The sequence below is a fragment of the Bacillus luti genome (assembly GCF_001884105.1).
In the GTDB taxonomy this organism is placed as follows: Bacteria; Bacillota; Bacilli; order Bacillales; family Bacillaceae_G; genus Bacillus_A; species Bacillus_A luti.
This window is the reverse complement of the sequence record NZ_MACI01000085.1, coordinates 19,461-33,023: the sequence shown is the minus strand read 5'-3', so window position 1 is coordinate 33,023 and position 13,563 is coordinate 19,461. Positions and strand designations below refer to the sequence as shown.

At 35.7% G+C, this 13,563-nt stretch carries 16 protein-coding genes and 1 other annotated feature; of the genes, 12 read left to right on the top strand and 4 right to left on the bottom strand.

The features are described 5' to 3' along the window. Positions 1–289 precede the first annotated feature (289 nt). Positions 290–904: a DedA family protein gene (locus BAQ48_RS21260; protein ID WP_071712729.1), complete on the top strand. Its 615-nt coding sequence runs from the start codon at positions 290–292 to the stop codon at positions 902–904. A gap of 209 nt (positions 905–1,113) precedes the next feature. Here BAQ48_RS21260 and BAQ48_RS21250 read toward each other — a convergent pair whose 3' ends face one another. Then, the gene (locus BAQ48_RS21250) at positions 1,114–1,905 is read right to left on the bottom strand and encodes a hypothetical protein (RefSeq protein WP_071712728.1); all 792 of its coding nucleotides are present in this window, start codon (positions 1,903–1,905) and stop codon (positions 1,114–1,116) included. 164 nt (positions 1,906–2,069) lie between these two features. Between BAQ48_RS21250 and BAQ48_RS21245 the strand changes: the two genes are divergently transcribed. From BAQ48_RS21245 to BAQ48_RS21230, 4 genes are all read left to right on the top strand, one after another. Beyond that, positions 2,070–2,291 (top strand): helix-turn-helix transcriptional regulator, encoded by a 222-nt coding sequence (locus BAQ48_RS21245; RefSeq protein WP_071712727.1) that lies wholly within the window; start codon positions 2,070–2,072, stop codon positions 2,289–2,291. Beyond that, positions 2,278–2,976: a DUF3169 family protein gene (locus tag BAQ48_RS21240; RefSeq protein ID WP_242660487.1), complete on the top strand. Its 699-nt coding sequence runs from the start codon at positions 2,278–2,280 to the stop codon at positions 2,974–2,976. The genes BAQ48_RS21245 and BAQ48_RS21240 overlap by 14 nt, the downstream gene beginning before the upstream one ends. Positions 2,977–3,018: 42 nt before the next feature. Next, positions 3,019–4,071, top strand: coding sequence for a site-2 protease family protein (locus tag BAQ48_RS21235; protein ID WP_071712740.1), 1,053 nt, complete (start codon positions 3,019–3,021; stop codon positions 4,069–4,071). Between the two features lie 96 nt (positions 4,072–4,167). Then, positions 4,168–4,308 carry a DUF3985 family protein gene (locus tag BAQ48_RS21230; RefSeq protein WP_000404783.1) on the top strand — a complete coding sequence of 47 codons (141 nt, stop codon included), beginning with the start codon at positions 4,168–4,170 and terminating at the stop codon, positions 4,306–4,308. A 246-nt stretch (positions 4,309–4,554) separates the two neighbouring features. Here the strand turns inward: BAQ48_RS21230 and BAQ48_RS21220 are convergent, their stop codons facing one another. After that, positions 4,555–4,941 carry a DUF3938 domain-containing protein gene (locus BAQ48_RS21220; protein ID WP_071712724.1) on the bottom strand — a complete coding sequence of 129 codons (387 nt, stop codon included), beginning with the start codon at positions 4,939–4,941 and terminating at the stop codon, positions 4,555–4,557. Between the two features lie 441 nt (positions 4,942–5,382). Between BAQ48_RS21220 and BAQ48_RS21215 the strand changes: the two genes are divergently transcribed. After that, on the top strand, positions 5,383–5,904 hold the full coding sequence (locus BAQ48_RS21215; RefSeq protein WP_071712723.1) for a GNAT family N-acetyltransferase: 522 nt from the start codon (positions 5,383–5,385) through the stop codon (positions 5,902–5,904). 107 nt (positions 5,905–6,011) lie between these two features. Here BAQ48_RS21215 and BAQ48_RS21210 read toward each other — a convergent pair whose 3' ends face one another. Beyond that, entirely contained in the window at positions 6,012–6,905 is an 894-nt protein-coding gene (locus BAQ48_RS21210; protein ID WP_071712722.1) for a YitT family protein, read from the bottom strand. A 277-nt stretch (positions 6,906–7,182) separates the two neighbouring features. On the opposite strand from BAQ48_RS21210, the gene BAQ48_RS21205 reads away from it, so the two are divergent. From BAQ48_RS21205 to BAQ48_RS28035, 6 genes are all read left to right on the top strand, one after another. Next, positions 7,183–7,467: a hypothetical protein gene (locus BAQ48_RS21205; RefSeq protein WP_071712721.1), complete on the top strand. Its 285-nt coding sequence runs from the start codon at positions 7,183–7,185 to the stop codon at positions 7,465–7,467. A gap of 28 nt (positions 7,468–7,495) precedes the next feature. Beyond that, positions 7,496–8,278 (top strand): membrane protein insertase YidC, encoded by a 783-nt coding sequence (locus BAQ48_RS21200; protein WP_071712720.1) that lies wholly within the window; start codon positions 7,496–7,498, stop codon positions 8,276–8,278. A 129-nt stretch (positions 8,279–8,407) separates the two neighbouring features. Continuing rightward, positions 8,408–9,223: a hypothetical protein gene (locus BAQ48_RS21195; protein ID WP_071712719.1), complete on the top strand. Its 816-nt coding sequence runs from the start codon at positions 8,408–8,410 to the stop codon at positions 9,221–9,223. A 292-nt stretch (positions 9,224–9,515) separates the two neighbouring features. Next, positions 9,516–9,752 (top strand) — a binding site (T-box leader). Positions 9,753–9,817: 65 nt separating this feature from the next. Next, positions 9,818–11,134 carry an APC family permease gene (locus BAQ48_RS21190; protein WP_000546332.1) on the top strand — a complete coding sequence of 439 codons (1,317 nt, stop codon included), beginning with the start codon at positions 9,818–9,820 and terminating at the stop codon, positions 11,132–11,134. Positions 11,135–11,181: 47 nt separating this feature from the next. Next, complete coding sequence (locus tag BAQ48_RS21185) at positions 11,182–12,426, top strand: MFS transporter (RefSeq protein WP_116758543.1); 1,245 nt, start codon at positions 11,182–11,184, stop codon at positions 12,424–12,426. 79 nt (positions 12,427–12,505) lie between these two features. Further along, on the top strand, positions 12,506–12,682 hold the full coding sequence (locus BAQ48_RS28035) for a hypothetical protein (protein ID WP_071712717.1): 177 nt from the start codon (positions 12,506–12,508) through the stop codon (positions 12,680–12,682). Between the two features lie 28 nt (positions 12,683–12,710). Here the strand turns inward: BAQ48_RS28035 and BAQ48_RS21175 are convergent, their stop codons facing one another. Continuing rightward, a complete protein-coding gene (locus BAQ48_RS21175; protein WP_071712716.1) occupies positions 12,711–13,469 on the bottom strand; it encodes a TrmB family transcriptional regulator in 759 nt (252 codons plus the stop codon). Positions 13,470–13,563: the final 94 nt, after the last annotated feature.

Here is a 13,563-nt window from a genome sequence, read left to right as displayed (position 1 = left end):
CCCGCATTAACGGGCAGTAAGACCCCCACCTCAAAATTCAGCGAAAGCGAAGAAGTTAGGTGAGGGATCAACTGCCCGTAAAAGCCCGATTGGTGAGGGCTAATAATCAGTGGGGGATGGACAAAACCCCCACTGATTAAAGTTTCACTTTATATCATTCAAGAAAGGAGAATTGTAGTTTGAGTCTTACAAAAATGTAATAAAAATGTAAGCTATTGTGATAGTTATTTCGACAATTTTTTTATACAATAAAAGTAAGAAGTTGCACGTGATTGGAAGGAGAGATGACATGGAATGGATTCATGAATTATTTCAGCAGTACGGGTACTATGTTGTACTTGTAGGCTTGCTGTTAGAATATATTGCACTTCCGTTTCCGGGAGAGCCAACCTTAGCATATGCGGGGTTTTTAGCACAGAAGGGTGATTTAAGTTTACCGATTTTAATTATCCTATCCTTTATTGGGACAAGTGTAGGAATGACGATTCAATACTTTTTAGGAAATAAATTAGGTATGCCCTTTATTCAAAAGTATGGGAAATACGTATTTTTAACACAAAGAAAAATCGACTTAACAAGAATGTGGTTTGATAAGTATGGATACTTCTTGATTTTTATCGGTTTCTTTATTCCTGGTGTACGTCACTTTACAGGATACTTTGCAGGCATTATTAACTTACCATTCCGCCGCTTTGCAATTACAATTTACTCAGGTGCTCTATTTTGGGTATCATTCTTCTTAATCGGTGGTTACTGGTTAGGTGGCAACTTACATGATATTTTTGGAGTGCTAGAAAGTCACATCGGTAAAATCATTTTTGGAGTGATTGTGATTGTAGCAATTACGTTAGGAGTTCGTTTCCGCAAACAGCTAAAACGAGTATTATTACAAAACGCAAGTTAATATGGAATCCATTCTATGTCAGAATTTAGGGAGGCAGTGCAAAAGCACTGCCTCTTTTATTTTATCCCGCTTTAATGGGCAGTAAGACCCCCACTTCAAAACTCAGCGAAAGCAAAGAAGTTAGGTGAGGGATCAACTGCCCATAAAAGTCCGATTGGTGAGGGCTAATAATCAGTGGGGGATGAAGAAAACCCCCTCTGATTAAAGTTTCACTTTATGTTCCAATCTATTTTCAACTTTCCTTTTAATTGATTTCCGCTAACTATAATGTAATAAGTTCCTGTCTTAATTGCCGCGAAATGGTACGTATTAGGGCCAGTTGAATCTAAATAATTTTCTTCCTCTTGAAATTCACTAGCCATTTTTACGGCTCCCATGTAGCCATCCGGATTTTCATCTCGTGATTCAATGGTGAATTCTAATATGTCACCTCGTTTTAGTTCAATTGGGACTTTATGTTCACCACTAAAATGTTGGAAAGATGCTTCGAAAGAGTTATTTGTTTTTGTTTCGACCCATTGTTCTTTTGATGTTCCAAGCCTTCCTAAATCTACTAAGTTAATTGTGATAAATATAATAAGCATAATGCTTGGTACGAAATATTGTATCCACTTAAATTTTGTTGCTATGACTGTACATAAATAGAAAGAAAGAGAACATACCGCTCCAATTGATCCGAGAAACAAGAACTGTATGAAATCAGCTTCTTTAAATATTAGGAAGGGAAGAAAAAATAAATAGCCGCAAAAAATATAAAGTAATAATGTCTTCAGTTTTGTATATGTTTTTAATTTCAATTTATCGATGCAAATAGAACAAAAAATTGCATATACCGCAAGAATAGGAACGAAGGGAACATATAGTAGTTCTCTTAATCCAGCTAAAAAACTATATAAGGTTGGTTGATTAGTTGCTAAGATAAGCGTGCTAATAAGCAATAATAACAAGAAAGTCGCTGTAAGCTTAGTAAGAATATAGGAAAAAGTATATGTTTTATTCATATGTCACTTCCTTTGTTTAATATTTCACATTCATTATATAGGTTATTTCCATCATAATACATCTTTATTTTTGTCAATTATTAACGTCAAAATGACAATTATAATTGACAAAAATAAGGATATTATTTACAATTTTATTTAAATAAATGAAAAAGAGGTAAGGTATGAAGCTGCAAAATCGTGTGAGAGAATTGCGAGCAAAGCATCGTATATCACAAGGGGATTTAGGGAAAGCGATTGGATCATCGCGGCAAACGATTAGTTTAATTGAGCGCGGGGATTATGCACCGTCTATTGTATTGTCATTAAAAATCGCACAAATTTTCAATGTACCGGTGGAGGAAATATTTATGTTAGTGGAGGGGGAAGATGATGGTGAAGAGTAAACAGTCAGCGATAGTAAAGCTGTTAATAGGAGCAGTTTTGGGTGGAGTTATAGGGTATGTAGTAGGAGATATTGCAACGACTAGCACGAGCAAAGTACCATCTGTTGTGAGCATTGTTATGATGATTGTACTTGGAGTAGGAGCGATATATTATATTTGGAAGCGCACAAAGACACTTTTACAGATGAAGGATGAAGAAGAAAGTGGTAGCGGACGAAGACTTGGAATCGTGCTTATTTATTTAAGGGTAATGGAAATTGTCGTTATGTCGTGGTTTGTTTGCTCTGTTATTTCTGTCTATAAAGCGTATGTGGATGCGGAGAATTTATTTTGGGTGATTGCCAGTTTAACGATGTCTACAATGGGTTTTATGATTACGACTTGGTTAGGAAGTATAACGAGGAAAAAATATAACGCTCTATATCCAGAACAAAGTGTAACGTATTCACAGTCAATGGAAATGTGGGCGAAAAATGCAGATGAAGGGCAAAAACAGATTGTACATGAAGCGGGATATAAAGCATATCGATATACAAATATGACGCTTGTTTGTGCATGGTTTGCAGCGATTTTGTATGCACTATTAGATGGAACAGACTTCTTTATGGTTATTATGATTTCATTTGTTTGGGTTTTACATGTTGGAACATATATGTACGAAATGCATAGGAAAATGATTTATTAAGGAGAGAGAAAAGTGGATATTTTAAAAAGGCCAGCTGGTTCAATGACGGCGGCGCTAGTTCTGTCCATTTTATACGGAGTAATCCGAACCGAGAAATTAGAAACTATGTTGAACATATGGGCAGTAGTGGGAATTTCTTTGTTAGTAATAGCCATTCATGAGCTAGGACATGTCATATTCGGTTTGATAGGCGGTTTGAAATTTAAATTTACGACAGTAGGGCCTATTACTGTTCAAAAAGAGAAAGGGACTGTGCGCATTCGAGAAAATAAATTATGGGCGTACTTTGGAGGCGTGGCAATGTTAGTACCGCCTTCTATAGAGACACCGAATCTTTCGAAAAAATGGGCATGGATGACTTTAGGTGGACCGATTACGAGTTTACTATTCGGTATTACTTCAGGTTACATATACATGGTAAGTTATTATCAATATCTTTTATATTTCACCGTGTTACATTTTACGATTTTTGCAGTTACAATCGTGCCGATAAAAGGAACGTTCCTGAGCGATGGTATGCAATTTCTCATTTTAATTAAAGATGATGAAAAGGCTAGAGATCATTTATATACGATTCAAGTATCGAGTGAGTTATTTAGTTATAAAAGGCCGAAAGATTGGGATGAGAAATTAGTAGAACTGAGTGAGGAAAAATTAAAAGAGAATAGAAGTATAAGAGACATAATGAGCGGACTTATGCTAGTCTTTTTTACTCGATCTGATCAAAAGGGAATGGAAAGAGCGATACCGTATGTAGAGCAAATTGTTCAACTACCTGTGACGAAAGAAAATAAATTTTTCGTTAGTAGTTTTCATAGTTGGTATCTTTTATATAAAGCCCTATATCAGATGGATAGTCTCTCTCTGCAAGAAGCAAAAGAACTTGCAAAGGCAATTACAAAAATGGACTTGCATGGATATTACCGCACACAAGGAATTGTAAAATATTTAGAAGGCGATATGGAAGCATCACGCACTTATATGAAGAAAGCCGATAAGGAATTAAAGAGTGCTGAGAAGAGTGAAATGGGATATTTACAATTAGAGAGAGAATGGTTTGAGCGGCTGAAGGAGAGGGTATCTTACGATGGATGAGGTATCCTCTTTTTTCTATGTCATCTTATGCCGTTTCATAAAAAGTCTGGGGCGAGTAAAATAAGATAAGAAGAGCAAAGCTTGGAGGAATTCTAGATGGAAATTTTAACGATTATTTTAATAGTCTTGCTCATTTATGCTGTTTTTAAAGTAGCATACGTAGCGTTAAAGATACTCGCGATCCTATTAGTTATCTTTTTAATCGTAGAGTTCGGCAGTAAATTGCTTGGGGGATAGGTATGCTGTGCATTTGAGATGCCGAAAAATGTCGGTAAGTCGATAAGTTGTGTCGAATCGTCGATATAATGAAAAAATCGCCGATATAAGTGGAGAAACGGTCGATATATTTGAAAAATCGTTGATATATTTAAGTGAATACGAAGTGGGGTATATGGAAAAGAAGTTGCCGTGGGGTAGCTTCTTTTTATTGTGGTGACGGAGTATGCAAAACAACATAAAAAAGCTGGAAGAATATCTTCCAGCTTACGAGTTACTTTCAATTTGGCGACCGCTATCTTCTTCAGTAGTTTGTAATAGATTGAATACGTCTGCTAGGCAGAATGCAATGAACCAAGTCCATAGACCGTGGAAGAAAGCTAAGCTTAATTGAAGTGGTAATGTATAGTTAGTCATTGAGTAGGAAATACATCCGCCAACGATTCCGATCATTGTTAATAACATTGTTTTTTGTGCATTTTCTTCTGGGTTGAAGAGGAAGTAAATGTATCCGCCTAAAATTGAAGCGCTTACAAGTGTTTCGATTCCATTAAAAATGATATTCTCTCCAAGCTGAGTGTTTGTCCAGAAGCAGATTGTACCGCCGATAATAGCAAACAGAACAGCTATTGTATATCGTATATATTGATTCATATGTTCATCTCCCTATGTAATAAGATGATTTGGAAGTCAAAAAGGTAGGTATAGTATATTGAAGTGAATTTTAGTTGTACGTATCTTTTTATAAAAAGATCAGTGAAGAATAACTAAGATGATCGGTTTTTTAAACCGTTACGTGTATGGTGTCTGAAATATACCCGACTGCTCGTTTCTTTTTGCTTGTAAAATAAGAGAAACTTCCAAGTCTATATACTCTTTTTTGTGAGTCTGCTTTCATTATAACACATTTAGGGCCACAATAATAGAATTATCTGATTTTGTAATAAGTGTAAAAAATAAAAATCGCAAGGAAATACCATTAACAATGCAGTTTAGCGGAAGAAGGATTTTAATTTATTATGATGAAATAGAAGAAGGGGACTTAAATACTATAAAAAATGTTTTGTAGCATGAATGTAAGGGAGGAGAGCTAACTTGGAGATCACGACAGAAAGATTAATAATTAGACCCTTTAAGGGTAATGATTTACAGGATGTATTTGCTATTTATAATAATGATGATACATGTAAGTTTCTATTACATAATAAGTGGACTCATGAAGACATGCAGGAGAGATTTAATAAGAAGCTAGCAAACAATGTACTTACTAAAGAATCAATATTAAGTTTGGCAGTTATATACAAGACTAAAGTAGTTGGTGATTTATCCGTATGGTACACAAATATGAAAGATACTGTAGAGATTGGTTATAGTTTTTCAAATGAAGTAGCTGGGAGAGGTTTGGCAACAGAAGCAGTAAATAGTTTGGTGTTGAAATTATTTAATGAATTTAATGTACATCGTATACAAGCTAATCTTGATGCACGTAATACAGCTTCAAAAAAATTGTGTGAAAGAATAGGGATGAGAAAGGAAGCACATTTCATACAAGATTTTTGGAATAAAAATGAATGGACAGATAGTATTGTATATGGAATGCTATCCTCCGATTTGTAGTAATAAACTTCGTGATTATTATGCTAAGGGGTGCGTTAGTTGAACAACAAAGGGCATAACATATTATATATGACTAATATGTTATGCCCTTTAATGTACTAACCTTTTTATATGCGTTTGAAACGGCCGACAATTTCAACTGTTTCAGTAATGTTCATAAATGCTTTGTTATCCACTTGACGGATAATACGTTTCATTTCGCCTAACTCATAGCGAGTTACGACAGTGTAAATCATTTTTTTCTTATGGTTTGTATAGCCGCCGACAGCATCTACCATTGTCACGCCACGTATGCCGTGATGTAGTAGTGCGCTTTTTATTTCCTCGCCTTTTTCTGTAACTGTCATTATCGTTAATTTAATATGTTTTGTATGCACGGCATCAATCACTTTGCTGACTACAAACCGACTAATTAACGTATAAAGCGTAATATCCCATCCGAAAATAAATCCTGCTACAACAAGTAAGATTAAGTTGAATCCAAAGATGATTGCTCCAATCGAAATATCTCGATGTTTTGCTACAATCAATCCAACGACATCAAAACCACCTGTTGACGAAGCAAATCGGAATATGATTCCTGAGGCAGCACCGCAGATGACACCACCGAATACAGATGAAAGTAAAATATCATCTGAAACTTGGTGTACGGGAAGAATATTCATCGCTAAAGATGATACTGCTACAAAGTATGCTGTTAAAAAGGTTGTCTTCTTTCCTAAGTAAAAGTGACTTAAAATAAGAAGCGGGATGTTTAGTAAAAAGATAAGTGCTCCGATATTGTAGTGCATTAAATAACCGATAATCATCCCTACACCAGCGAATCCACCGCTAATCATATTATGCGGGATAAAAAACATATTCATAGAAATTGCATACAAAATAGAAGCTATAAAAATAACAATTAACTGTATGATAAATTCTAGATGAAATGTTTTAGCTGCTGGGAAGGATAAAAAGGCGGTGTCGGGAACGTAATCGGCGTCTCCTAGTTGACCCATAGTATGTTTCATCTCCATATTCATTTTTGATTACAAGAAGAGAATAAAGCTTTTTTCAAAAACTGGCAATAGTTTTATTATAATGCAAAAATTTTATAAATTTCTAACAAATCAAACCTATTCATTGATGTGCGTGAATATACTAAAGAAAGCGAATACAATGTTTCTTAATTATTGTTTTCTTGAGAAAATATGCAAAATACTTTTTTTGACGATAAAAGGAAATAGAGAATGTTTATCGAATGTGCTAAAATGACTTTATTAAGGATGTGAAGCGATGGAGTTTTTATTGCAGGATGCAATTCTATATATATCGTTTGTAACGACAGCGCTTTGTTTATTAGAAGTCTTTTTTCTTGCTAATGTCTCGCGCTTTGTACGTCAGCAAGCATCGAGCGGTAGACAAAGAGCTTTTAAACTAGTTGATACGTGTGAAGAGGGTACCGGAAATGTACCGCTTTTCTCCATTTTTTATAAATATGGAATGATTCGTTCTGTACGTAGACAAGAATCGAGTGATGAGAATGACGAGGTCGGTCCGTATACACCAATGTTTCGCTAATTAATTACGAAACATTGGAGGAATGAACATGTTAAAATCATACCGATTTAGGCTCATTAGTTTATCATTATTACTTGTTTTTGTTTTATCTGGCTGCAGTAATGCAGGTACAATAGATTCACATAGTACGGGAATTTGGAACCATTATTTCGTATATCCAATCTCGTATATGATTCAATTTGTTGCTCATCATATACCTGGAGCTAGCTTCGGGATTGCTATCATTGTCATTACGCTCGTTGTTCGTTCAGCGATGATTCCATTAGCTGTTTCGCAATATCGTAGTCAAATGAAAATGAAAAAAATGCAACCTGAACTGCAGAAACTAAAGAACAAATACGGTGATGTAAGCAAAGATCTTGAAAAACAAAAGCAGTATCAAAAAGAAATGTCAGAACTAATGAGATCAGGCGGTTGGAATCCACTTGCTGGTTGCTGGCCAATTTTTATACAAATGCCGATTTTCTCTGCTTTGTATTATGCAATTAGCCGAACAGAAGAGATTCGCACATCTTCATTTTTATGGGTGAACTTAGGACATGCAGATCCATATCATATATTACCGATTATTGCAGCGTTAACGACATTTATTCAAATGAAGGTATTTCAATCAAATATGGCGTCTGGAGAGCAAAGTCAAATGCTGAAAGTGCAGCAAATTATGATGCCAGCAATGATTTTGTTTATGGGATTTGCAGCACCGTCAGGACTTGTGTTGTACTGGATTACAGGTAACCTATTTACAATGACGCAAACAATTGTATTAAGAAAAATAATGGAACGTGAAGAAGTACAATTACAAAATGCATAGAGAAACACCGCTCATTACGAGCGGTGTTTTTTATTTAAATCGTTAAGGAAATTTTAAGAAATCAATCTTACTATAGGCATTGTATACGAAAGTGTACATGCTTTAGAAATATGAAGGAGGAAATTTCCTATGAAGAAGAAAACAGTTGGGTATTTAGCAATTGCAGGTGCTTTATCATTTGGAATTATAGGAGGAGTGGGTGTACCAGCATTTGCGGCAACGAATACTCCAGCAGCAGATCAGCCTACAAAAACGACGAAAAAAGATTTAGATGACGCTACAAAACAAAAAGTAAAAACAATTATGGACGATACAAAGAAACAGTTAGAAGAACTAGGTGTAAAGCTTCCAGAGAAAGAGAAACGTAAAGATATGTTTGCAGGATTAGATGATCAGGCGAAAGAAAAAGCAAAGTCAATTTTAGAACAAGAGAAGTCTGGAAAATTAACACGTGAACAAGCGCAAGAGGAATTAACGAAACTAGGTGTGAAATTACCGGAGAAGGGGAAGCGTGGTGACAAGTTCGCAGGGTTAGATGATCAGGCGAAAGAAAAAGCGAAGTCAATTTTAGAACAAGAGAAATCCGGAAAATTAACACGTGAACAAGCGCAAGAGGAATTAACGAAACTAGGTGTGAAATTCCCGGAGAAAGGTAAGCATAAAGACATGTTTGCAGGATTAGATGAGGCTACAAAGGAAAAGGTTAAGTTGATTCTAGAGCAAAAGAAATCTGGGAAATTAACGCATGAGCAAGCAAAAGAGGAATTAACAAAACTAGGCGTGAAACTTCCAGAGAAAGAGAAGCATGAAGATATATTTGCGGGATTAGATGATCAGACGAAAGAAAAAGCGAAATCGATTTTAGACAATGAAAAGAAACAATTAGAGGCATTGAATGTGGACCTTCCGCATCATAAGTTTTTTATGAAAAAAGATGATAAATAATTGAGTTCTGTATCTTTCGTAAGGGCAACCGAAAGATACATATGTGAGGGGGCTGTCTTTGAAACAGCCTCCTTTTATTATTGTCGTTTTTGGTTAATGAATTGGTGTATTTCGGAAATCGTTTATATGATTTTTTTACAACTATATTGCTCCGAAAATATAAGGGAATTAGAGAAGTGTTGTATCTTCTGTTATAATATAAGAAGAGAAATATTTCTTATGTTATATAAAAAAATATATTGATTTTTTCTAACAATTCAATATAATGAACAATAACTACAAAATTCGACATCAAGAAGTGATGATGAGGACAGGATCAATTTTTTACGATTCTCAGAGAGGGAGGCCTTTGGCTGTGAGCTTCCTAATACGGAAAAATGGATTACCACCTCTGAACTGCGGCAGTGAACGGATACCTAGTAATTGCTTGCCGGCAAAAACCGTTATTTAGACTTGAGAAATTGGTGAAGTGTGTCACTTTACGAATTGAAACAAGGGTGGAACCACGAATACGACACTCGTCCCTTTTTTAGGGAGGAGTGTTTTTTTATTTCATTTTTGCATCACACTAGAATTGGAAGGAGGATACGCAGCATGCATCATGATGAGAAAAACAAAATTGGTTTAACAGTAGCACTTTCTATCGTAGTAGGAACGATTATTGGATCTGGTGTGTTTATGAAGCCAGGGAGCGTATTAGATTACTCAGGAAGTTCTAATATGGCTATTCTTGCTTGGGTAATTGGTGGTCTGTTGACGCTAGCAAGTGGTTTAACAGTAGCTGAAATTGGAGCGCAAATCCCGAAAAATGGTGGGTTGTATACGTATTTAGAGGAGATTTACGGAAGTTTTTGGGGGTATTTATCAGGCTGGATGCAGACAATTGTTTATGGACCAGCTATTATCGGAACGTTAGGTTTGTATTTTAGTTCTTTAATGATTAATTTTTTCTATTTAGATAAAGTATGGAATTTACCAATCGCAATTGGAACAGTTGTGTTCCTTGGCGTTGTAAATAGTATGGGAACAAAATATGGAGGTATCGTCCAAACCGTTACAACAATCGGGAAAATGATTCCGATCGTATTAATTGTTGTGTTAGGTTTTTGGAAAGGGAATAGCGATATCTTTAATGTAGTTGTGCCGATATCAGAAAATCAAAGTATCGGGATGGCAATTTTAGCAACGTTATTTGCTTATGATGGCTGGATTTTACTAGCTTCTATTGGCGGAGAGATGAAGAATCCGACAAAATTATTACCGAAAGCGATGACTGTTGGGATTTTAATTGTAACGGCTGCTTACGTATTAATTAACTTAGCATTATTAAATGTATTACCAGCAACGAAGATTGTAGACCTTGGAGAAAATGCAACAGCGACAGCTGCGGGCATGTTACTTGGAGAATATGGCGGGAAAATTATTAGTATCGGTATTATCATTTCTATTTTCGGTTGTTTAAATGGAAAGATTTTAACGTTCCCACGTATCCCGATGTCGATGGCAGAGCGTGGACAACTTCCATTTTCTAAGTTCATCGCAAAGGAAAGCCCAAGATTTAAAACACCAGCAAATGCGATTACTGTTGAAATCATCTTAGGAATTATTTTAATGCTTATTAGTGATCCAAATAAGCTATCTGAGATTTCCGTATTCATTATTTATATTTTCTATGTAATGACGTTCATCGGTGTCTTTATTTTAAGAAAACGTAACAAGAATAAAGAGCGTGCGTATAGTGTACCGTTATTCCCAATCGTACCAATTGTCGCGATTTTAGGTTCGTTCTTTGTAATTGGTAGTGCAATTATCAATGATCCGGTAAGTTGCTTCTTATCAATTGGAATTGTGTTTACTGGACTGCCGGTGTATTGGTACTTAAATAAGAAAAATAAAACTGAAGTGTCATGATTGAAAGGTAGGCGTATAATACGTCTACCTTTTTTATTGTAAAAAAATTGTACTTGCTTCCACTTTCTATTTTGGTTACTATAGTCGTAGTAACCAAAATAGAAAGTGTGGGGAAAGACTTGAATTTTCGTGTGTACATTTTAGCTATTGCGGCTTTCGTAGTCGGAACGGTTGAGCTAATTATAGGAGGAACGCTTGATTTAGTTGCCAATGATTTAGGTGTATCAATTAGTGCAGCTGGTCAGCTTATCACAATATTTTCGGTAGTATTTGCTTTGTCAGGTCCAGTTTTATTAGCATTAACAGGGAAAATAGAAAGAAAAACATTATATATTGGGGCATTATCAATTTTCTTAATCGGAAATATCATTTCAGCATTTAGTGTGAATTACGGAATGTTAATGTTCTCAAGGGTTATTTGTGCAGCGAGTGGTTCATTAATTATTGCACTATCTGTAACACTTGCATCTAGTGTAGTAGAACCGCATTTTCGTGCGCGTGCAATTGGAATCATTTTTATGGGGATTAGTGGATCGCTCGTACTTGGAGTACCACTTGGTCTTGTACTCGGCAATGCATATGGATGGCGTGCACCATTTGTATTAATTTCGGTATTAACGGTTATGGCGATCGCTTGTATTTCATTGTTCTTAACGAAAGTACCAGCGACATCGGTATTATCAATAAGAGAACAAATTGCTACGTTAAAAGATAAAAAAATTGTCAGTGCGCAGTTAACGTCATTCTTATTTTTAACAGGTCATTTAACACTATATGCATATTTAACGCCTTTCTTAAAAGATGTTATGCATGTTGAAGCGAATTGGATTAGTGTATTTTACTTCATTTTCGGAATTGCAGCGGTACTTGGAGGCGGCCTTGGGGGCTTTCTTGCTGATAAATGGGGATCGAAGAAAAGTATTATTTCCATCATTATCGTATTTGTGTGTGTAATCTTTATGTTGCCAATGATGACATTCTCATTCCCGCTCTTCATCATTATGATGGGACTTTGGAGTATGCTGAGCTGGGCTATTTCACCAGCACAGCAAAACTATTTAATTGAAATTGCACCGGAATCAGCTGGTATTCAGCAAAGTTTGAATAACTCTGCCCTTCATTTAGGAATTGCCCTCGGTTCAACAGTAGGCGGAGTTGTTATTGAAAAATCATCTGTTATATATAATGCTTGGGTAGGAGGCGGCTTTATTATATTAGCGCTGCTTTGTGCGATTTTCTCGATTACGAGAGGACGCTCTACTCAGTTTGCGAAAGAAGAATCTATCGTTTGATAGGTTCTTTTTGTTTTGTAAAAAATTGCAGGGGTTAGGAGAGAAATGGAGAAAGAGGTATATAGCGAGGTGATAGTATATGGATTATTCAATTATTGGTTTTATATTTACGGTTATACCATTCTTCCTTGTAATTTTTCTCTTTAGATGGATTCGTTTCATCTATCAAAATTCAGAGAAACAAGTGGAACAAAATGAGAAAATTATTGAGCTGTTGATGGAGATAAAGGAACAAAATAAAAAGGAGTCTAGGTGAAAAACTAGACTCCTTTTTTGGTTTTCAATTAATACCTCAACTTCATTAACAAACTCTTAATTTCTTCATCCTCCATAAAGAGGTCATGGTGTTTCTGGGTGATTTTCGCAAGTGCAACGTCGTGATAGAAGAATTCTGTAAAGAACTTCACGAAAGGTTGTGACATTGTTTTCATCGCTTGCCATGATTCTTGCTCTACACCAGCGAATAAAATTTCGCGGTCGTCAACGATAAGTAGTAAGTAACGCTCTAATGCGTTAGGTTCTTCAGCTGGAATTAGAAAATGCATATTTTCTAACTCTGTTTCTACGTTTCCGACTATGAGAGATTCAATGAGGGCACCTTGCTTTGCTTTTTGTTCTAGTAATGGAAGATATTCTAAAAGCGTATCATTCCAAGCTGAAATACGAATTGATTCTGTTGCACTTTCTATGAGTTCTTTACTTTGAACTCGAATAGAAGATTGCATCTTTAAGCTCCATACACGGTCATCTGTAAATGATTTTTTCGATATATTCGTTTCCAATTCTTGAATGTTTGATTGGAATTCTGTCGTTAATTTTTCAATTGCTAGCTTGAGTGGCAATGCTGTATACAACTTTTTCTTTTCTGAAACAGAATCCATTACCATGCCTTTATCGATCAGGCGTGCTAGCACTTCATATATTTTTGCTTTTGGAACACCAGAGTGCTTCACAATTGTCGTAGCATCTAGCGGTTCATTGCTTGATACGACAATTTCATAAGCTTGGCTTTCATATTGTGAGAAACCGAATTTTTGTAACATAGTTCCCTCCGAACGAATGAGATTATCCCACATTAACGGGCAGTAAAACTCCCACCTCAAAATTCGGCTGGAGCAAAGAAGTTAGGTGGGAGAT